Annotated in this window: 19 protein-coding genes; 3 read left to right on the top strand and 16 right to left on the bottom strand. The window is 31.8% G+C overall.

Going from position 1 to position 20,990, the window contains the following annotated elements:
* Nucleotides 1–134: 134 nt before the first annotated feature.
* The 5 genes from IMX26_RS02115 to IMX26_RS02095 form a co-directional block, all read right to left on the bottom strand.
* The gene (locus IMX26_RS02115; protein ID WP_195160059.1) at nucleotides 135–1,406 is read right to left on the bottom strand and encodes a hypothetical protein; all 1,272 of its coding nucleotides are present in this window, start codon (nucleotides 1,404–1,406) and stop codon (nucleotides 135–137) included.
* A gap of 89 nt (nucleotides 1,407–1,495) precedes the next feature.
* Nucleotides 1,496–1,708 carry a 4Fe-4S binding protein gene (locus IMX26_RS02110; protein WP_195160058.1) on the bottom strand — a complete coding sequence of 71 codons (213 nt, stop codon included), beginning with the start codon at nucleotides 1,706–1,708 and terminating at the stop codon, nucleotides 1,496–1,498.
* Nucleotides 1,708–2,724 (bottom strand): 3-deoxy-7-phosphoheptulonate synthase, encoded by a 1,017-nt coding sequence (gene aroF / locus IMX26_RS02105; RefSeq protein ID WP_195160057.1) that lies wholly within the window; start codon nucleotides 2,722–2,724, stop codon nucleotides 1,708–1,710. The genes IMX26_RS02110 and aroF overlap by 1 nt, the downstream gene beginning before the upstream one ends.
* A 152-nt stretch (nucleotides 2,725–2,876) precedes the next feature.
* On the bottom strand, nucleotides 2,877–3,632 hold the full coding sequence (locus tag IMX26_RS02100) for a hypothetical protein (protein WP_195160056.1): 756 nt from the start codon (nucleotides 3,630–3,632) through the stop codon (nucleotides 2,877–2,879).
* Nucleotides 3,633–3,800: 168 nt separating this feature from the next.
* Nucleotides 3,801–4,700: a YncE family protein gene (locus IMX26_RS02095; protein WP_195160055.1), complete on the bottom strand. Its 900-nt coding sequence runs from the start codon at nucleotides 4,698–4,700 to the stop codon at nucleotides 3,801–3,803.
* An 81-nt stretch (nucleotides 4,701–4,781) separates the two neighbouring features.
* Between IMX26_RS02095 and IMX26_RS02090 the strand changes: the two genes are divergently transcribed.
* Nucleotides 4,782–5,021 (top strand): DUF1450 domain-containing protein, encoded by a 240-nt coding sequence (locus IMX26_RS02090; RefSeq protein WP_195160054.1) that lies wholly within the window; start codon nucleotides 4,782–4,784, stop codon nucleotides 5,019–5,021.
* Nucleotides 5,022–5,229: 208 nt separating this feature from the next.
* Here IMX26_RS02090 and IMX26_RS02085 read toward each other — a convergent pair whose 3' ends face one another.
* A complete protein-coding gene (locus IMX26_RS02085; protein ID WP_195160053.1) occupies nucleotides 5,230–6,039 on the bottom strand; it encodes a patatin-like phospholipase family protein in 810 nt (269 codons plus the stop codon).
* A 4-nt stretch (nucleotides 6,040–6,043) separates the two neighbouring features.
* Nucleotides 6,044–7,156, bottom strand: coding sequence for a hypothetical protein (locus IMX26_RS02080; protein WP_195160052.1), 1,113 nt, complete (start codon nucleotides 7,154–7,156; stop codon nucleotides 6,044–6,046).
* A gap of 335 nt (nucleotides 7,157–7,491) precedes the next feature.
* On the opposite strand from IMX26_RS02080, the gene IMX26_RS02075 reads away from it, so the two are divergent.
* Nucleotides 7,492–9,903 (top strand): PBP1A family penicillin-binding protein, encoded by a 2,412-nt coding sequence (locus tag IMX26_RS02075; protein ID WP_195160051.1) that lies wholly within the window; start codon nucleotides 7,492–7,494, stop codon nucleotides 9,901–9,903.
* Nucleotides 9,904–10,189: 286 nt separating this feature from the next.
* On the opposite strand, the gene IMX26_RS02070 is transcribed toward IMX26_RS02075, so the two are convergent.
* The 3 genes from IMX26_RS02070 to IMX26_RS02060 all read right to left on the bottom strand — a co-directional run bounded on the left by IMX26_RS02070 (nucleotide 10,190) and on the right by IMX26_RS02060 (nucleotide 13,933).
* Complete coding sequence (locus IMX26_RS02070; RefSeq protein WP_195160050.1) at nucleotides 10,190–11,356, bottom strand: ankyrin repeat domain-containing protein; 1,167 nt, start codon at nucleotides 11,354–11,356, stop codon at nucleotides 10,190–10,192.
* Between the two features lie 46 nt (nucleotides 11,357–11,402).
* The gene (locus IMX26_RS02065; protein ID WP_195160049.1) at nucleotides 11,403–12,020 is read right to left on the bottom strand and encodes an ankyrin repeat domain-containing protein; all 618 of its coding nucleotides are present in this window, start codon (nucleotides 12,018–12,020) and stop codon (nucleotides 11,403–11,405) included.
* 86 nt (nucleotides 12,021–12,106) lie between these two features.
* Nucleotides 12,107–13,933: an ankyrin repeat domain-containing protein gene (locus IMX26_RS02060; protein WP_195160048.1), complete on the bottom strand. Its 1,827-nt coding sequence runs from the start codon at nucleotides 13,931–13,933 to the stop codon at nucleotides 12,107–12,109.
* 1,062 nt (nucleotides 13,934–14,995) lie between these two features.
* Here IMX26_RS02060 and IMX26_RS17755 point away from each other — a divergent pair.
* Nucleotides 14,996–15,235, top strand: coding sequence for an IS3 family transposase (locus IMX26_RS17755; RefSeq protein ID WP_195161315.1), 240 nt, complete (start codon nucleotides 14,996–14,998; stop codon nucleotides 15,233–15,235).
* A gap of 58 nt (nucleotides 15,236–15,293) precedes the next feature.
* Here IMX26_RS17755 and IMX26_RS02050 read toward each other — a convergent pair whose 3' ends face one another.
* The 6 genes from IMX26_RS02050 to IMX26_RS02025 form a co-directional block, all read right to left on the bottom strand.
* Nucleotides 15,294–16,133 carry a M23 family metallopeptidase gene (locus IMX26_RS02050; protein ID WP_195160047.1) on the bottom strand — a complete coding sequence of 280 codons (840 nt, stop codon included), beginning with the start codon at nucleotides 16,131–16,133 and terminating at the stop codon, nucleotides 15,294–15,296.
* An 89-nt stretch (nucleotides 16,134–16,222) separates the two neighbouring features.
* Nucleotides 16,223–16,417, bottom strand: a complete 195-nt coding sequence (locus IMX26_RS02045; protein ID WP_195160046.1) for a helix-turn-helix domain-containing protein — start codon at nucleotides 16,415–16,417, stop codon at nucleotides 16,223–16,225.
* 1 nt (nucleotide 16,418) lies between these two features.
* Entirely contained in the window at nucleotides 16,419–16,568 is a 150-nt protein-coding gene (locus IMX26_RS02040) for a YvrJ family protein (protein ID WP_347707907.1), read from the bottom strand.
* A gap of 1 nt (nucleotide 16,569) precedes the next feature.
* Nucleotides 16,570–16,947, bottom strand: coding sequence for a sigma factor-like helix-turn-helix DNA-binding protein (locus tag IMX26_RS02035; RefSeq protein WP_195160044.1), 378 nt, complete (start codon nucleotides 16,945–16,947; stop codon nucleotides 16,570–16,572).
* Nucleotides 16,948–18,126: 1,179 nt separating this feature from the next.
* The gene (locus IMX26_RS02030) at nucleotides 18,127–20,508 is read right to left on the bottom strand and encodes an endonuclease MutS2 (RefSeq protein WP_195160043.1); all 2,382 of its coding nucleotides are present in this window, start codon (nucleotides 20,506–20,508) and stop codon (nucleotides 18,127–18,129) included.
* Nucleotides 20,509–20,654: 146 nt separating this feature from the next.
* Complete coding sequence (locus tag IMX26_RS02025) at nucleotides 20,655–20,957, bottom strand: cell division protein ZapA (RefSeq protein WP_195160042.1); 303 nt, start codon at nucleotides 20,955–20,957, stop codon at nucleotides 20,655–20,657.
* Nucleotides 20,958–20,990 lie beyond the last annotated feature (33 nt).

Genomic DNA, 20,990 nt, shown 5'->3' with positions numbered 1-20,990 from the left:
GTATTCTATTTTAATTTTAAAACTCCTGCTAAAGAGTTAAATTATTTCTGTAGTCTAATAACCATATTAAAAATACTATAAAACAAGCAGTTTATACAGCTACTCGTTTTATAGTATTTTGTGAGTTAATATATTTATTGTTTATTAAGGGGTTGAGGAAAAGCCTTCCATGTAAGCTGCTCTAGTTCTGTTTTTTCTTGCTTATTTTGATTATCTTCATTTTTAGCTAAAACTAACTCTTGTTGTTCTTCCGGAGTAGTATTATTATGCTCTAGCTCAATTTTAGGTTTTTCTATACTCTCTGCTACTGGTGGTTCAACTATTTGAGACTCTGGTGGTAAATGCTCAGATTGTACTTCATCATGGGCTTTGACCTTAGAAAACTGGATAATCTTTTCATTTTCTATGTTTTCCTCTATAGGTTTAACTACAACAATGTTAACATTTTCATTAATATCAGGGTATTTTAATAGCTCATCTTCTTCTTTTACGCTTACTTCTTCCTCATTGAGAGGTAATATTATTCTATCGTTAATATTAATACCTCTTTCAATTACAATATTACATAATGTATTATATACATCAAAATAGCTATCACACACTAAATCATAGTTTACTTCGGTACATAAATTCCATAACAATAAGGTAGGTAATGCTCTCCATTCAGCCTCACTCAAAGGATTTAGATGATTATACTTATTCAATGCTTCTTTGATGTTTTCAGTTTTATCGTACTTAAAGAAACATAATAAATTTGCAATATCAGTTATCTGCCAGTTCCAAATAAATATTTGTTGCCAAGGTTGGAACACACACTGTTCTTCTTCTTTGACTATTCGATTAATATTAAACTTTGGTAAAGTAATTGTAAGTTTTTTCTCAGGGTAATCATATAAGTTTAATTGATTTAAATTATCAATGATTGTCGATTTTAAGGATTCAACATTTTTCTTAACTGAGATTGCTTTTAATTGATTTGCTATATTTTCAGGTGTGGTTAGGCTATCTGCAAAGTCTTTTGCATATACTATTTCTCTACTTAAGTAATGCCATTTTCCCAAAAATGCCATATGATCAACTAAGGAAATTTCGGTAGTTAGCTTTGTATCATTGTACTTTGTTAGATAATAAAAACTACCATCAGACTCTAAAAAAGGAGCTCCATCCGATGTTGTAAACCAGTCACTTATTTTAAGCACATCATTACCTTTTAACGTTTTAAATACATTATAAGCTAACCAAAGCTGTTTACTCGTACCCTTATATTTTTGCATTAAAACCTTGCCTTTGTTACTTTCTAGTACCAAAAGCTTTTTATTAGGATTTACATTTTCCACATCATAAATAACAATGTCATAATTATCGAGTATTTTTAGGATATTTGAGGGCTGTTGGGAATTACTCATTTAAATACCTCCTATATTTACATATATTTTTAAAATATATATGCAACAAACAGGAAGTTTAAGCTTATTTTTTAAATATTTAATTTATACTATAAAATAGCATTATTTAAACATATTTGTTTACAAGGCATGTCACAATTATACTGTTTGCCTTGCATTTCACAAACCCATTCATATAACTCGTTTAAATTATTAAGCTTTGTATTAAAGTGGCATAATACATTACTATTATACTGAAAACATGCTTTTAAACATTTTCCACACGCAACACATTTACTATAATCCCAACTTACTTGTATCATTACATTATCCTCGAATAAGCATTGTGTAAATACTCTGCCTTCTTCACCAGTGACTCAAAATTATCTAAAGTTAAAGACTGGTCTCCGTCAGACAACGCCATTTCAGGCTTAGGGTGTACCTCAACCATAATTCCATCTGCGCCAGCAGCAATTGCAGCTAATGCCATTGGTTCAACAAGCCTCCAGTGGCCAGTGGCATGGCTCGGGTCCACAATTATCGGCAAATGAGTTCGTGCTTTTACAATAGGTACAGCAGATAAATCTAAAGTATTCCTAGTGCTCTTAGAGAAAGTTCTTATTCCTCTTTCGCACAGAACAACATTATTGTTGCCACGAGATACTATGTATTCAGCTGCACTTAACCATTCATCTATGGTTGAGCTCATGCCTCTTTTGAGTAAAATAGGAATATCCGTTTGCTCTCCTACCGCTTGTAACAAAGCATAGTTATGCATATTTCGTGAGCCAATTTGTAACATATCTGCATACTCACAGACTAAATCAATGTGATTAATTGCCACAACCTCAGTCACAATTGGCAACCCAGTTTTTTCTTTAGCTCTTCTCAAAAGCCGTAAGCCATCTTCTCCCAAACCCTGAAAACTATAAGGGGAAGTTCTAGGTTTAAAAGCACCACCTCTTAAAATATGGGCACCAGCTTGTTTAACTTTATAAGCAGTATTTAGTATTTGATCACTATTTTCAACAGCGCAGGGCCCTGCCATAATTGTTAAGTTGCCTGCCCCAATTCTTACACCGTTTACATTAACAATAGTTCTTTTTTTATTTATTGTTTTTCCTACTAAAGATAAAGGTGTCCAAGCATCTACAACCTGAGCTACCCCTTTACAGGTTTCTAAACAAAGAGAATTAATAATTTGAGGCTCAGCTGCTATTGTAAATAACATTCTATTACCACTTTTTGTAGTATGAAATGGCAGACTTGCTTTACTAAGCTTTTTGCTCACCTCTTGCATATCTATATCTTTTGCATCAACATTCATTACTACAACCATTAGCTTTTTCTCCTAACTATCTTTAAACAAGTTATAATCTTTACTTATAAATCAATCTTGACAACTATTGATAATTCTATCACAAAAGACACAAAACCTGACGTTTTTTTTTCGTCAGGCTTGTTTTTTATTATTAACTATTAAGCGTTTATTTAACCTATTTTCTTACCAAGATGATCCATAATTTCATCAGCTATAATTGCTAAACTTATTCCCGAGTTATAACGCTCAACTATATCTAAAGGCTCTTTATCTTTACTATATACCTTTCCATCGTTTGCAATAAATCCCCATGCTTTATAAACAGGACCTGATGGAACTCCAGTGCCAATTACAAAATAATCATAAGTACATCTTTCTTTAATACTATGTCCATGTTTTTCAATAGCTTGAAGTAATTCATGCCATAAATTATTATCTGGTGTCCTACTATAGGGACCTCTATACGGGCATATTTCATTTTCGATAGCAAAGCCCATATCATAATTAGCTATTTTCTGCACCACAGAAGCTAATACATTAACACATATAGTATATATAGCAGGTGTATTACTTTCAGTTATTTCAATATCTTTATTAATCATTGGCAAGCCAATCATTGTTTCTATTTTCTCTGTAATTTCTTCCTCTGTTTTTCCATCCTTGTAATCATTAAAATAATAATATACTTCTGAATCACTTACAGACCTAAAATTACCTAATGAGATATTAAAGTAGCCAAATGCTGAACTTAATGGACTAGCTGGATCTTGTGTTAAGTATACAGTATAATAACCTTTCGTTTTATTTATATATCCTAAAACATGAAGTCTATTGCTAAAGTGGTATTTCTTCACTAAAATATTAATTAATCGATAAGCCAACATAAAATTTTCCCTAGAGTTTGGGTCAACTGCTATAGATCTCATAATTTTCCCCCTAAATTTCAAGTATTAATTAATTTCGATATTCTTGTATTATATCCTGCCTATATACTGAAACTTCATTCTTCTTACTTAACTTTGATTATAATGTATATATAAACAGTATTATCAATTAATTCCTAAATTAACAGAGAATAATAATTTAATTTATCTTTATTTCTGCTCTAAATATATAATTCCATCTGGATGAATACCAGCATCTATTCTATTTACTTCTTTTAAGCTTGTAACATCTACAACAGAAATATCATTGCTTTTATTATTTGCAATATAAGCATATGTTCCACTGGTATTAAATACTGTACCTCCTGGCCATACACCTACTCTTATGCGCTTTATTTCCTTTTCTAAATCTGTATCTATAATAGATAAATCTCCTGATTCTCTGTTTGGAATAAAAGCATATTTACCGTTTGGACTAAATACTAAACGAATAGGTAAAGTGCCAACTTTAATAATTTTCTCTATCTCATAGTGCTCACTATTAATAATATATATATTATTATCATGTTGATTAGCTACATATAATTTGTTATTATTTTTGCAAACTGCAGCTCCTTCTGGACCTGCACCAACAGGAATGTGGCTTAGCACTTTTTCGGTTTCAACATCAATTATAGTCATGTTGTTAGAGCCAATATTAGGGACATATATTAAATCTTTGTTAGGTGAAAAATAAATCATGTGAGTTTTGAGCTGATTAGTAACTATTTCATGCCTTACTTGATTTGTTTGTGTATCTATCACATATACTCTATTGGCATAAGTTGATGCTATAAACACAGACTTATTGTCTTTTGTAACACCTACACCATGTGGAAACTTAAAACCATCATGTTTGATACGATATATTTCTTCTTTTTTATATGTATCTATAACAGATACTGTGTTTCCTCCAGAGTTAGTAACGTAAGCCAATGAACCGTTAGAGTTTAAATCTACTTCGTGTGGATTTATATCTACATCAATCTTTTTAACAGTGTCACCGGTACAAGGATTAATGAACGAAATTGTATGTTCATCCTTATTGAGTACGATTAAAAACCTTGTCATTTTAGCTACCTCCACTTCTATAATTTTAACGTTAATGTTAGAATTATAGCATAAAACTGAGATAAAATAGAGGATATAAAGATGAAAAAGATAACATTTTGCAAACAAAACTTTGAATTAGGTACAAATGTAGTAATGGAAAAACTTATTGAAATGAATCTCAAAAACTATGAGATTAGAACAACTAGGTGTTTAGGAGAGTGTGGAGACTGTTTTACTAGCTGTATTGCAGACTTTCATGGAAAGCTATTGGTTGAGGAAAACCCAGAATTGCTTTTAAACAAGATTTTGCAGTTAATTAGCGAAGATGATATTCAATAATACTCTCATACTACACTTGTACTACTTATAAGTAAAAGTAAGGGGCTATATAACATATTTCTTTATTACTTCGTGCCCTTGGTTTCTTAAAGCATTAATTACTTGCTTTAATCTTGATTAAATACTAAGGGCACAGAAAGATATTAGGAATTAATATAATAGATATTTTTTTGCATGTTCTATGTAGGTGATGTTAACTAGGTACCCTTTAATCAATATTACTTATGCTACTTACCATATTATAGTCTGCCAAGTTAACTATATTATAATCCTGTATCATTTGATTTGTAGTATCTTTGCCTTCCTTTATTATTTCTAAAAATTGCTTAGTTTTTAAGCTTATTTTTCCAAATTTTTCACAGTTAATATCAATTATAACGTCTGCATTTTCTCTTAACTGCTCAGTTGTTCGTAAACTACTTGCTATGTTCATGTATTTTTTTAGACTAGTTATTATACCTTTTACAGGTTCATTATCTACTAACCCTTTAACTTTAACTGCTACAACATAATCTGCACCCATGTTTTTAACTACATCTGCTGGATTATTATTTAATATATAACCATCGACATAAATATGGTCATTATACTTTACAGGATGAAAGATACCTGGAATTGCTATACTAGCTCTAATAGCTTTTGCTACCTCACCTGTGTTAATAACCTTTAAACATCCCTCAGTTAAGTCTATACACACAACTGATAATGGAATATCTAGATCTTTAAAATGCTTTCCTTCAGTTAATCGAATTAAGTCTTTGTATATTTTTTTACCTTTAATTAATGCCAAAGTTGGAAACTTCACATCTATATATCTTTTCCATTCAAGGTCATGGATTAAAGATATCATATTATTAGGTGATATTCCGGCAGCATATAAACCAGCTATTAATGCCCCACTGCTTGTCCCAGCTAAATAATCAATTGTTACCCCTTTATCTTCAAACTCCTGTAAAACCCCAATATGGGCAACCCCCCTTAGTGAGCCGCCACCAAGTGAAAGTCCTATCTTTGTCATTATATTATCCTCCTATTGTTTTGGTTAAATATTTACTGTTAACAATATTATTTAGAGTTTCAAAAATACTTGGCTTTAATTGCTGTAAATATGTATTAACATTATTCGTAATTTCAGTTTTTTTAGGGTTATTAATGATTATGTTTAGTAACTGTTTTTCGGTTATCTTTTTATTGAGCCCATCATATATTAAAGCTAAGCCTTTTAAGTAATGGTAGTTATAATATTCCTGACCAGGCAAACAACTATGAATATAAAACATCTTCTTTCTTTTTAAACATTCTGTTATTGTTATGCCACCAGGTTTACCAATAATAATGCTAGCTTCATCATATAGCTTACATATTTCTGTTGCAGAATTAACATATGGTAAAGGCTTTATGTTTTTAATGTGCAATGCTTCAATATTAGAGAACAGCTTGTTATTAGAGCCACACATAATTTTATAGTTTAGACTACCTTTACAATTTAGGTTGCTTAGTATTTTTAAGATAGATCCATAACCTCCACTGCCACCTGTTATTAATACTGAATTAGGTTTTTCTTTTGTAGCACTAGTTTTGTTAAACACCCTACTTACAGGTATACCTGTTATATATACAAGAGCGTTGTTATTACGTTTTAATATCAGCTTTTTCATTTTTAAGGATGATACAAAATGATACTCTACTTTACTGCAGCCCCAAAAGTTATTAATAAAAAAATCTGTATAGATGTTTAAAACAGGTATTTTACATTTATTTTTTTCCTTAAGTTTATTTATAATAGATGAAGGAAAACCATGCGTACATATAATAAAATCTGGTCTTTCCCTTTTAATTATCGCCTTCATGTTATAAGAAAATAAACAACCTAAACCCTTAGTAAAGTTAAGTTTATTATAGTTTTCTGGTCCAGCTATAAACCTATAGAGTGCTTCATAACTTTGCGGAAATATACCTAAAACTTTTTTATATATATTTGTAATACTTTTCTCTAAGCTACCCCATGAATCAGACAAAATATCTACTGTTATTACCTCATGATTCATTGCCTTTAATTCCTTAGAAACAACATCTGCCACTTTATGATGGCCAGATGTCATGGTTAATAAAGGAAGTATTAAAATTTTTGCCATGTTTATCACCTTTTTAGCTCCTGATTAACCTTAGTTTTCCTTGTAATTAATTACATTATTCTTTTAAATCATATTTATTAAACGAAAAAACTCTTTAATAATAATGTTTTTTTTAATTTGCCTATACTGTGTTTATTTACTTAATTATTACATTGTTCTTATTGTGGTATATTTTTACTTCCTTCAAATGTAAGGACTATGCTATAATATTCATGGTTGCCGTCGAATATTGAGGAGGAATTATAATTGGATGATAAAACAAAGAAAATAAGTCCATCAAACAAATCATTAAGTAAAAAAAGAAGAAAAAAAAGCATGGTGTCTTCTTCTATGTTATGGTTTCTTTTTTAGCTATTCTTTTAATAGCCGGATTAACTGTTGGAGGATTTGTACTAAAGTTTATACTAACTGCTCCTACTTTAAATCCTCATAAGTTAGTGCCAGTTCAAACTTCATATGTTTATGATGACAAAGATGAACTATATGCTACTTTTCATGGTGAAGAAGATAGAACGGTTGTACCTTATCAGGATATGCCTAAAAACTTAATAAACGCTTTTATTGCCATTGAAGATGAAAGGTTTTGGAGCCATATAGGTATTGATTTTGAGTCTATCGGTAGAGCTGTGTTTAAGAGACTAACTGGTGGCCGAATAGAGGGTGCAAGTACCATTACTCAACAGCTACTTAAGCTATCTATCCTTACCCCAGCAAGAAATTGGGAAAGAAAAATACAAGAGCAATGGTTAGCTATTAAATTGGAACGTCTTTACACCAAAGAGGAAATACTACAGATGTATCTTAATCGAGCATTTATGGGTCACTATGCGCATGGTGTTGAGGCGGGTAGTAATATGTACTTTGGAAAGACAGTTAAAGATTTATCATTAGCTGAGTGTGCTATGTTGGCAGGTCTTAACCAAAGACCTAACTATTTCTCTCCATTTAATAATCTTGAGAAATCAATAAATCGAAGAAATTTAGTATTATCTCAAATGGCTAAGCAAGGTTTAATAACTGAGGCTGAAGCTAGTGAAGCGAAAGAAGAGAAGGTAATATTAAATGGTTCAACAAGAAAAAGTCCTCAAAAATACCCTCAGTATACTTGGTACATGAAAGAAGTAGCAAAAAATGTGTTAATTGAAAATGGTTACTGTAGCAATTCAGTTGAAGCAGACAAACTTATTTTCTCTGGCGGAATTCATATTTATACTACCTTGAACCAAGAGATGCAAAAGGCGGTTGAGGAAACCGTGACCGAAATTATGGAAAACCTTGGTGAAGAAGAAGCCGATGGTACAATGGGTCCTCAAATTGCCGCTATGATAATTGATCCACAAACAGGTCATGTTAAAGCAGCAGTTGGTGATAGAGATATCACTCAAAACGGACTGAAACGTTATGCACAATCATATGTACCAACTGGATCAAGTGTTAAACCTGTTATTGATTACGCAATAGCAATTGAAGAAAAAGGATACACAGCAGGAACTATTATTGATGATGCTCCCGTTTCATATAAAGGTTGGGGCCGTGGTGAATATCGTCCTCTAAACTTCTTTAGAAACTTCCAAGGATTATTACCAATGCGAACTGCTATTGTAAAATCTTTAAACATACCTGCAATGAAAACATTTATGGACATAGGCATTGAGCCCTGTATTGAATTCGCCCATAAATTAGGTATAAATAGTACAATTCAACCTTACCCATCGTCAGCATTAGGTGGTTCTGAGCTTAACCTAGAAGAAATGGTTAGAGCCTTTGGGGTGTTTGCCAATGAAGGTCTGCTAGTTTCAAGTAAAGATAGCTCAGATAAATGGCAGAACATTTATATAACCAAAATTACTGACAGCAATGGCAATACAATATATGAGCCTAAAACAGTTAAAAGCAATATTATGAAAAAAGAATCAGCTTATATAATGACAAATATTTTGGAAGGTGTTACAAGCTACTATACAAACGCTAGAACTATTGGTGATTATCCTGCTGCTGGTAAAACAGGTACATCTCAGGGATCTCAGTATACTTGGTTTGTTGGCTATACTCCAGAATACGCAGGTGGTGTATGGATTGGTCATGATAGCTATAATTACTCCCCTGGCTCTGGAGATAATAAAGGCAATATACCTCTTTCGAAAAGAAAGTGGCAAGAACGCGGCGCTGGTTTAACAGGTAGTAGATATCCTGCAAAAGTTTGGGGTACTATGATGAATAAAGCCCTTACAGCTATTGGAGCACCTAAAACTAAGTTCGATGTGCCTGACAATATTATAGGACCTATTCCAATTAGTTCTAAAACAGGATTATTACCAGGACCAAATACACCAACTCAATTTATCTATAATGAGATATTTATAAAGGGAACAGAACCAACAGAAGTAGAAGATTTCTTTAAAACTGTTCGTATTTGTAAAGATACCAGTCAATTAGCTGGACCAAATTGTCCTGCTGAGTCAGTGGTGTTAAGACAGAGGTTTGTTAGAGAAACTGATTATGATAGATATGATATAAAGGGTAATCCATTACAATTACCTAAGGATTCAGTTTGGGAGTTACCTAAACATACATGTACTCTACACACTGGGGTTACCCCTCCTGTAGACCCAAATAATCCTACAGATCCTAATAATCCTGATAATCCAACGGACCCTAGTAACCCAACTGATCCAACAGACCCTAACGACCCTAATGATGGAGATAATCCAAATCCAAATAACCCACCAGCTGATGGTGGAAACTAAAACAAAAAATCGCTCGCAAGAGCGATTTTTTTGGTTTGGATAATTGTAGGCAATTATGGGGTGGACTCGCCTTTGGCATCGTGGGGTGGGTTTGTTAGGGCAAAACGGTTTGGGCTCACCTCGTTCGCGGTGGGGATTTGCTTTGCAAATGGTTGAATATACGTTTCACTTTGTAGCGCCGAGATATAAACATGGCTTGCAGATGCTACTAATTCACAATACATTCTACTACAAATAGATTGAAATTATTTGAATGTAGGGGTTGGTTTCCATTCCAACCTGTGGTTTAGTTATGAGATTTAATTAAGAGCATTATTTCATTAAAACCTTTTTTAGTCGCAATATCTATGGCTGTTTTTCCTTGAATATTTTTTTTAGTTATGTCAGCACCTGCATCTAATAGATATTCAACTACTTCTATTTGGTTTTCTTCAGTTGCAAATATAAGTGGACTATTTAAACTAGGTAGGTTTACTTTTGCACCTTGTTCTATGAGGTATTTAACTACATTAAGATGACCAAATCTTGAAGCTATACATAAGGGAGTTGTCTTTAGGTCATCGCCAGAGGGTTTGTTTATATCAGCCCCACAGGAGATAAGAACTTGTATTATATCTAACTCACCACTATATGCTGCAGCATACAAAGGAGTAAAAACTGTATTATTGTTCACTTGAGCATCAAGTGAAATCAAATATTTAACAATATCTAATGCGCCAGACTTAGCTGCTAAAGATAAAGATAAACAGCTCATCATATCTAATTCTGCACCTTCATTGATTAAAAACTTAACTAGGTTTAAGTTTCCTGTTGCAGCAGCTGTGTTTAATGCACCAGAACCCTTATAGTCTGAATAACTAGATACATTTAGATCGGCACCATATTTCAATAATAATTTAATCATACTCAAATCTTCATTACCAGTTGCATCGTTAATAGGATAATCTTCCCACCCTTTATTTGGGTCAGCTCCATGTTTTAATAGTATCTCAGCTATTTCAGTATTTTTGTTATCTACCGCTAGAGTTAAAGGTAATCCAAAACCAAGATTAACATTCGCTCCTTTTTCAATTAAAAAATTTACTATTTGTGTATTATTTTTTTGGACCACAGTGGATAATGCAGTGTTACCGTAGAAACCCAAAGAGTTTATATCTGCACCATTTTTAAGTAGTAGTTTTAGCAGTTTAGTATCACAGTGTTCTGCGATAATTGTAATTGGATAATCATGTAAATCAAATTTTAAATTAGAGTCAAATCCCTCTCTTAGGAAAAAGCTGATAGCATCATAATCGCCATTTCTTAGACTATTTTCAAAGCCTTCATTGTTGTATTTGTATCCTAATTTTAAGGCTTTACTATGAAAAACCCCTTCGTTTTTAATGCTACTAATATCTGCTCCATTGTTATAAAGAAGTTTAACTATTTCAAAGTGATTTTTATCAATTGCCAATTCTATTGGTGTTGTATCTACTCCTTTGTTTATATCTACACCTTTGTCAATTAATAGTAATCATTTCTAGGTTATTATTGCTAATAGCTATTATTAGAGGGTTTGCAATGCCATTCAATTTAGCATCGTGTTTTAATAGTAGGTTCAATATTTCAATATTATTATTTTTTACAGCTAATTCTATGGGCATGGGTTGAGTTGTTATGTTTGGGTCTACTCCTTTTTTAAGCAGAAACTCAATAATATCATAATTATTTATTTTAACTGCATTATATAAACACCTATCATTATGTAAAATATCAGCACCATTATCGACTAATAATTTAGTAACATAAAAATTACCATAGGATATAGCAGTTTCTAGAGGTTTAGACGATGAATTAACATCAGCACCATTTTCAATAAGTAACTTAATAAGCTCAGTAGATTTTGTACTTATTGCAATTGTTAAGGTACATTGGTTTTTAGTAATTTTTTTCATAAATCCATCTTCGATAAATAATTTGACTGCTTCTATATCACATTGCTTAATACTCTTAAAAAAGCTTTCTTTGTTATATTGATAACCCATAGTTTGTAGTTGAGATTCTATGCTTGGTTGGCAGGCTATGAAGATAAGAGTAACAATAATTAAGGATAATATTTTAAACAAACGTAATGTCATTATGTAACCACCCTAAGGATATTTGGTGAAAGAAATGATTTCTTTAAAATTATGGGAACGCATTGCATGCGTTCCTCAAACTAAAATTATTTTGCATAAGACTCTAGAAAATCAATCATTACTTGTTGTCTATACGATTTTGCGACCTCTAGAGCTGTTTTGCCTAAATGATTCTTAATATTAATGTCTACACCTTGTTCTAAAAGATATTTAACGACTTCTATTCTGCCCATTTCAGCAGCAGTTACTAAAGGGGTAGCTGCATCTGTTCTATGAATATCTGCACCGTTTTTTACTAAAAACTTAACAATATCTAAATAATCATTTTTAGCTGCTTCACTAATAGCTGTTGTTCTATAAGGATCATTAGTTGCATATTTATCTATTTCTGCTCCGTTTTTAAGCAATATATCTAAGAACTCAATATTACCCATGCAGGCTGTTTGACAAATTGGGAGAGGTAAATCACCACTCTTATTAGGGTCTGCACCAAAGTGAATAAAGTAATGAAAAGCTTCAACTGCTTCTCCTGCAATAGCATTTGTTAAGCACCTTTCATAATTAGCCCCATTCTCAACTAGAAATTGTACAAGTTCCAATTTGTTATTATAGGTAGCGATTTCCAAAGCACTAGAGTAGTTCGCATAATTAGATTCAACCTTGTCTTCAATATCTGCTCCATTGAATAATAATAGCTCCATCATTTCATAGTTTTCTTTTTCTGTAGCAATTATAAAAGCAGATGCAGGGAAACCTGCATTTGGGTTAGCTCCTAAGTTTAAAAAGTACTTTACTAAATCAATATTATCTTTACTAACTGCGCAAGCAATACCATCACTTGGGTTAGCCCCTTTCTCAATTAAGTATTGAATTATTTCAATATTTTCAGAAGAAACAGCTTCATACAATGCTGTATTTAAGTAAAACCCACATATATTAATATTTGCCCCATAGTCTAACAGTAATGTTATTAAGTCTTTTCTTTGTTTTTCAGTTGCAACTATTATTGGAAATCTATCGTAATTAATCTCTAAGTTAGGGTCAAATCCTTCAATTAAAAACAGTTTGATTGCTTCATAGTTACCATCATGTAAGCTTTTAATATAATTATCTTCATTAAACATGTAGCCCAAATTAAACAAATCTTTATGGTAAAAACCAGAGTTTTTAATTTTATTAACATCGGCACCATATTCAACAAGTAAATTAAATATCTCAAGATTATTGTTATCAATTGCTGATTGTAAAGGGAGTTTTTTAAGTGCATTATTCGGGTCAGCTCCACTATCTAAAAGTAATTTTGTTATTTTTATATTATTTTTTTGGATAGCTTCATTTAACGGATTAGCAATATTATTTAACTCTGCACCGTACTTAATTAGTAATTTAATCATTTCAGTATAGTTATCTTGAGTAGCTAGCTCTATTGCCATTGGTGTACAAAAATAATTTGGGTCAGCTCCATTTTTAAGAAGGAGTTCAGCAATTGCAATATTTCTTGTAATTATTGCATTTAACGGTTTAGGTGATAAATCTAACCTAGCTCCATTATTCAACAATAGTTTTACTATTGTTAAATTAATTCTTTTACAAGCTGCTTCCAAAGGGCAGTCTGATGAATTTATATTAGCACCATTTTCAATTAGTAAATTAACAATCTCTTCTGATTCAGAATCTACAGCATAGTAAAGAAGACTTTTATTCTTAGAATCAAAAATGTTTACATCAAATCCATCTTCGATAAATAACTTAACTGCTCCTATATCGCATTGCTTAATACTCTTAAAAAAGCTTTCTTTGTTATATTGATAGCCCATGGTTTGTAGTTGAGATTCTATGCTTGGTTGGCAGGCTGTAAGTAGCGATATAATTAAAATAACAAATATAATTGAACTTGTAATATGGTTTTTCATGGCATGGTCACCTCAATAAAAGTCTAGTTGGTAATATATATTGATTATATCAAATAAATAAGATATATGGTATCAGTAATGAATATTTTTATAAAATGGTTATATTATTAGTAATTACTGATTAAAAAAAGAGCCACTTAAATAAATGAACCTCCGAAAATAGATACGGTGAAAAAAGAGTCGTGGTAAAATTACTTTAGGAGATTTTTATATTAGAGAGCAGAAATACACGATTTACACACAAGAGTTGAAAAAATAAATTACCAAAGCATATTTAAGTAGAGAGTATGCTAGTTATAGAGCAGTAGCTATAAAATTTAATGTACAGAATAACCGACCAGTATGAAAAAATCAGCTATAAGAATTTGGAGGAACATATTTTCTATTAGAAAAACGAAGGTATTAAATCTCCGGGTAGACCCAAGACAATAAGTTATAAAAGCATGAGACTAAGAGATCCCTTATAGCTATCCTAGTTGTCTTAGAAGCATGATACTTTTTCAGAATATCACATACCATTTCCTTAAATCTCTATAATTCATGCATTGGACAAATACTCTATAAAAGCTCTATGTTTTTATCTTAATGTTGTAGATCTTATAAAAGAAATCTTTAATAAATGGCCAAAAGATCTGTTATAGACCATGCAACTTAAACGGAAGGATAGGCTAATAATTATCCCTAAAACAACTTATCAATACATGAGAATCCTTGGACTAAAATCACTAATAAGAAAAAAAGGTATCGATATACGACACCTTATAAGGAACAGAAAAACAGATTGTTTCACCAAACATTCTTAACCAGAGATTTTAGAGCTTGTTCACCATTACAAAAATTGTTACTGATATTAGCTATATATACCACAAAAGTGGTCGATTATATCTTAGCGTTATTAAAGACCTTTATAATAATTCAATTTTAGCATATAATATCTCTAATTTAACAACTATAAATTACTTTTTGATACATGAATATGTTGATTGATAAATTCGGAAATGTTCTTGCTGGAGCTATTCTTCATCCTGATTAGGGCTATCAACACACTCTTAAGAAATTTAAATACTACTCACTAATAATAAGCTGATCCCTAGTAATTCTCGTAAGGGTAATTGTTTAGATAATTCACCTTGTGAAATTTTCTTTTCACACATGAAATCTGAAGATCTTAAGTTTTGCATTCCTTCTTGTCAAGATGATTTGGTTTCAAGGGTAAATCATTATATTGAGTTTTATAATTGTGATAGACCTCAATTAAAATTAAATGGCATGACTCCTAATGAATATAGAAATCATGCCTAGTGACTCTTTTTCTGTGTCTACTTATTATGGTTCAGTTCATATTGCATGCGCTTTTTTATTAAAGTAATAGAAGTTGATTAAGGGTATAGGTTTTTCCCGATTGCTTAGCAATCTTCCAGTTTGGTTCTATATTTTCATTTATATCGTAAAACATTATGAGATGTTTGTATGGGGATATTGGATCATCATTCGCATTGTTTCTTTGAAAATGCAGATGTAGTCCGGTACTTCTTCCAGTAGTACCTAAAACACCAATTTTATCACCTGGGTTAACATAATCATCCTTAACAACACATATGGAATTCTCTTTTAGATGCATATAGTCAACTATAGTACCATCATTTAGCATTATACGTACCTTATTACCTCCAGAATGATAAGTAGTTCCACAATTAGTTCCAACTACATTATCTCTTTTTCCGTCTCCATCTTTATCAAAGTATTTGCAATTACAACCATCTCGTACCTCTAAGACTCTACCGTAATCAACTGCACATACATCAATATTTAGGTTATAGATTCCGTTCGCCCAATCTACTCCTTTATGACGACTTCCCCTTGGATATTTTGGATATCCTGCCGTTTCTACACAATTATAGTTTTTAATATCCTCAAATGCAACCGGTGGATGTAAATAATACTCCCTAGGACCTATAGGGTTTGCATTCGCAATATCTGTCCTAACCCAATTTCCTATATAACTTAATTGTCCATTATCATTATTAACATAAGCAGTATCATCTAGAGGATAATACGGTGTAAAATAGGTATATGATCTCATAGTTATGTTACCATTAATAACTTCTCCAACATTTTGTGGTATAAACCCACAATTAATAAGATCGTTAACTGCCTTCTGATCCATAAACCGAACACCGTAACTTAATTGTAATGCCATAAATAACATCTCCTTAGTATTTATTTTGAAAACTAGCTTTCTATTACTTAAAAGACATCGTCAACAACAAAACGTGCAAATTTTAATATTTATTTTTCAAGTTTAAAGCTTCTAACAACTCTTATTACTTCTATATAGAGTACTTGTCTTAGGTCATCACGATATTGTGAGGGGACATATCTTGAGAGAGAATTAATTAAAGGTTCTAATTTATCAAGCATTTTTTGCCATGCAACTTCATTGTCTGTGACTTGAATTTCTTCTATAAGTTCAGTGAATTTCATATTAATCAACCTTAAGATATTTTAGATCTCTAATACTCTCTGTTAGCTCAAGTAGAGATAACCTTAATTGCTCAAGTTTACCTTCAATTCGTACTAATAAGTAGATAGTTATTACAATAGGAAATCCAAAATTACCTATTGACTTTAACATTTCATCCACAAAACATACCTCCTTTTTTAAGATTTATCTTGATCTTATTCAAAGCTTTTTTACGTACTCTAGATACTGTAGATCGAGAAATATTTAAACTACCTCCTACTGATTCATCTGTTCTATTCTCAATTACTGTTAGGGTAATGACTTTATGTTCTCTGGTAGATAGTATGTTTTTAAGAAATTTATGCAGTATTTCTTTGCTAAAGCAATAAAAAAAATCTTGTATTGATTCATCAGGTAATAATTCTAATATTTCAAAAGCTTCTTTTTCCACTTTAGAGTTTAAAATTAAAAGCTCTTTAGAGTAATAATCATTAATATGTTTTTTAAAACGAATAGTTTTGCCCTTTAAGCATATCTTTATATAACTCAAGAATTGTCTGTCTGTAACTAATATAAAAATCACTTCCTTAAATTAAATTATTAGTTAATTTTAATATGTAAATACAGAGATCTAAATTTATAGCTCAACTAAAAATAAACTATCTAATATTAAAAAGGCAAAAAGAAAAGAAAAATGTGCATAAATATAACAGTAATATTAAAAAATATTAGAATAATATTATTTTAATAATTAGAGATTATTATTTCATTAATACTTTATATGCCCAAACATCGATTGGGTATAAACTAAGAACTTGTGGAGAACTGTTAATTAAGTTGTTATGCTCTTAGCAAAAATACAAAACTTGCATAAAAAGAAGTAAGTGTATCGTAGCCAAAGTTGTGATGGTTGTTCACATAAAAAATGTTTATATAAGTACACAGAAAAAGACATAAATAAAAATAAAAATTGAGAATAAATATACTTGGGAAAGGCTTAATGTCACATCGGATAGTTTAATACAAAGTGACCAAGGTATTAATAGAGTTATTCGTTCTATTGAAACAGAAGGTTCTTTTTTAGGAAATGAATAGAAAATAATGGTTTTAGAAGGTTTAATAATCGCTCCCAAGAGAAAGTGTATAAAGAAATACTATTCTATGTATTTGCTAAAAATATTAATAAATATCATAGATTCATGACTAATCAACTCTTAAAATACGAGATAAAAGCATCTTAATTCAATTTTTGCTCTAGTCTATTTTTAAGCTTATTTGTTGTACTTTAAATTAAGCTCACTACCTAATTATTACCATAATATCAAATTTTAAATTTGAATTTTTATTGAAATCTAAACAATTCTAAATAAAAACAGCCGGGAAACTGTTTTTAGTCATTTCCCGACTGCCCCTTTTTTGGTGTGGATAATTGCAGGCAATTCTGGGTTGGACTCGCTTAAAATCTTCGTGGGGTGGGTTTGTTAGGGCAAAACGGTTTGGGCTCACCCGTTCGCGCGGTGGGGATTTGCTTTGCAACGTATCACTTTGTTTACGTGATAATTGCGACGCGATAGCGAGCATAAAGTCCGTGAGCAAGGCGAACCCACCCCGTAGTTGACTTATCAACTACCCACCCCACGATGCCAAAGGCGAGTCCACCCCATATTTCACAAAGTGAAATATCCACCCCGTTAAATAAAAAATAGTTGCCCCCTGCAGGGCAACTATTTTACTTATTTAACTCAACAATGGTTATTCCATAACCGCCTTCAGCCGCTACTCCATAACGCATTGTTACAACTTGTGGATGGTTTTGCAGGTATTCTCTTACGCCTTTTCTTAGGGCACCAGTACCTTTACCATGTATAATACCAACTTCTTTTCTACCATCTAATATAGCTTTATCGAGGTATAAATCAATTTCCTGTTCAGCTTCAGATATTGTTTTTCCTCTTATATCTAACTCTAAACCAATTTTTACAGATTGATTTCTGGTTATTATAACACCAGAGCTTTTCTTTTGTGGTTTTTGTATTTCATCTAAAATATTAACATCTACCCACATTTTCATTGAACCAAACTGAACCTGAACTTGTTTCTTATCGTTAATTTCTGATACTACTACGCCCTCTCTATTCCACTGTAGGTGGCGTACATGCATATCTTTTTTTATTTCTCCTGTAGTAGACTTTTTAACTTTTTTAGGTGGCAATTGTTTCTTGTTCACTATTTTTTTATCATCTTCATGAATATTAATTTCAACTTCACCTAATAATTGTCTGGTTACTTTAATACTCTCTTCCAGATCACTTCTATCTTTAATATTAGCAAATTCTGCTCTAAGGTTGGCAATTAACTCATCTAGCTCTCTTTTTACATTTTTGGTATATTGTTTTGCGTCGTCAATTGCTTTTTGCTTGTGTTCTTTTTCGCGCTCTTGTAGCTTAGCAACTTTTTGCTGGTATTTTTCGTGTAGTTTTTTATTTTGCAGTCTAATTTTATCTGCCTCTAGGTAGGCATTCTCTGCTTTCTTTCTATTGTCCTCAAGCTCCGATATCATGTTTTCCACGTGTTTTTCTTCAGAACTAATATATTTAGTTGCTCCATTTATAACTTCTTGCTGTAGACCTAATCTTTTAGCAATTAATAGAGCATTACTTCTTCCGGGTACACCAATTAGCAATCTGTAAGTTGGCCTTAATGTTTCTACATCAAATTCTACTGAACCGTTTGTAATTTTATGATGGTTATAGGCATATGCTTTTAGCTCACTATAGTGTGTTGTAGCAATTACATAGGTTCCATTTAGAATTAATTCATCTATTATAGACATAGCTAAAGCTGCACCCTCAACTGGGTCAGTTCCTGCCCCCAATTCATCGAATAAAACCAGTGATTTATCGTCAGCTTCATCTAATAGTCTTATTATATTGGTCATATGTGATGAAAAAGTACTGAGGCTCTGCTCTATACTTTGCTCATCACCTATGTCTGCTAATATGTTATTAAAAATACTAACCTCGGAGTTTATATTAGCAGGAATATGTAGTCCCGCTTGCGCCATAAGCTGTAGTAAACCAACTAGTTTTAAAGTAACAGTCTTACCACCTGTATTAGGTCCCGTTATAACTAAAGCCTGAAACTCTTCTCCTAGCTCTACATCTATTGGTACAACCTCTTTACGGGGTATTAGAGGGTGTCGAGCCTGTTTTAAGTTAATATACTGATTATTATTAATCTTGGGTTCAACACCACCCATGTAAAGGCTAAGTTGTCCCCTAGCGTACAAGATGTCTAATACAATACAAAGATCTATAATAGTGCCTAGGTCTTCATAATAGCTATATAAAACATCTCCTAGCTCTCTTAAAATACGCTCTATTTCTTTCTGCTCTTTTTGCTCCCACATTCGTAGTTTATTGTTAAGCTCAACAACCGCCATTGGTTCAATAAAGAGAGTAGAACCACTTGCTGATTTATCGTGAATAATTCCTGGTACCTGTTGTCTACATTCATATTTTACAGGTACAACATACCTATTTTGCCTCATTGTAACAAGTTTTTCTTGTAGATATTTACTAAGTGTAGCAGAGCTCACAATTGAATCAAGCTTGTTTTTAACTTGGCTCTCAATTCTTCGAATTTGTCGTCTTATTTCACCTAACATACTGCTTGCAGAGTCTAGGATAAATCCACTCTCATCTATACACCTATCAATATCTTTAGCTATAAATTTTAGCTCATCTATGCCAACAGTAAGCTCATTCATTAACGGGGCTTTATCATTATTTCGGCGTATAACTTTTAAAGCAAAAGCAAAACACTTTAAGGTAGAAGACATGTTCAATAATCCTTCTATACTTGGTACGGCATTTATTCTTGCTCTTTCTAAAGTTGGTCTACAGTCTTTTAGTCCTCTTAAAGTAAATTTATCGGTAGAAATTAAAAATCGGGCCTCACTAGTCGCCTTTTGTTGGTATTTTACTATCTCTATATCCTTGTATATTTCTAAATTCTCTATTAGATTTTTTGCCATTACACTAAAGGCATATTCACTTAGCTTATTTTTTATTTTATAAAATTCCAAGGTATTTATAGATTTTTTGTCCACTTATACTCACCTCTTTATACATTCTTCTATACCAGCCAGAGCACCTTACTATTATACTTCAAAGTATATGTTTTGCTCAAATTTAAAAAACTGCCGAAACTTATTAGCCTAAGCTATTGTTTCAGCAGTTTGTTGTTTGATGTTAACTATTTTTGCTTTTTTAGTCCACCCAATGTTTCCTGTACCGCCTGATGTTTAAAATCCTTAAAGAGTGCTAATTGAAAGCCTTTTGCATACTCATCTTTTAGTTCATTTAGTTCTTCTAGTATTCTTAAAGCAGCAAGTACAGCAACTTGATGTGTGGATAGCTCTGGAGTAATATTAGCAATTTCGTGCATTCTACCATTTAATTCAGTTGCAAGCTCACTAATATGGTTTTCACCTTGAGGACTTCGCAATCGATATGAATGCCCATAAATATTTACAGATATGCTTCTATTTTCTCCCATCTTTATCCTCCCACTAGAATTATAAGAACTATT

Source organism: Clostridium sp. 'deep sea' (assembly GCF_014931565.1).
Classification (GTDB): domain Bacteria; phylum Bacillota; class UBA994; order PWPR01; family PWPR01.
The sequence above is the reverse complement of the archived record's forward strand: the minus strand, read 5'-3'. Positions and strand labels throughout refer to the sequence as shown.